1 pseudogene is annotated in these 724 nt (G+C 67.7%); it reads right to left on the bottom strand.

What is annotated here, in order from left to right:
* Positions 1-724, bottom strand: a pseudogene (locus EN750_RS37410) (AsmA-like C-terminal region-containing protein); the annotation flags it as partial.

Raw genomic sequence — 724 nt, 5'->3', positions numbered from 1 at the left:
GCGATGCGCACAGCCTCTTCCGCCTTCTGCCGCTCCTGCTTGTCGACCTGCGCCTTGGCCGCCTCGTCGGCGGCTTGCTGTTCGGCAGCGGCCTTGGCGTCGGCGTCCGCCTTGGCTTTGGCATCGGCGTCCGCCTTTGCTTTCGCCTCCGCGTCGGCCTGAGCCTTGGCATCGGCATCGGCTTTCGCCTGGGCATCCGCTTCGGCCTTGGCCTTGGCGTCAGCCTCGGCTTTCAGCCGTGCTGCTTCCTCCTGCTTGCGCAATTCCTCGGCGGCCTTATCCCGTTCGGTCTTCAACGCCGCGTAGTAGCGCACCTCGCGCCGAAGCCGCTGCTTTTCCAGCAACGCGGCCTGCATCGCCTCGACGCGCTGCTGCTCTTTCTCCAGCGCGCGCTGGGTCAGGAACTGCGCCAGCGGCTCACTGTCGAATGCTCGTTTGACAGCGCCGAACGGCCCCTCGGCGGTGAAATTCACGACCGGCTCGGAGCCGACCAGTGCCTCGTCGCCAGGCCGATAGGTGATCGCACCCTTGGCCGACACCGTGGCCGCGTTGAGATCCGCCGTGACGTCGGCGGACAAGGTCGCCGCTGGATTTTCCAGGCTGACAGGCGGCGCCCGCAGCGTGCCGCCGGCGACCGTGAAGGCGACGTCGGTATCGCCAGCGGCGAAGCTGCCATTAGCGGCGATTTCAGGCGCAAAGCCGGCGGTCTTGGCCGCGTCGATGT

The organism is Mesorhizobium sp. M7A.F.Ca.ET.027.03.2.1, from assembly GCF_003999175.1.
In the GTDB taxonomy this organism is placed as follows: Bacteria; Pseudomonadota; Alphaproteobacteria; order Rhizobiales; family Rhizobiaceae; genus Mesorhizobium.
Note: the sequence above shows the minus strand (reverse complement) of the source record. Positions and strands in the feature narration are given on the sequence as shown.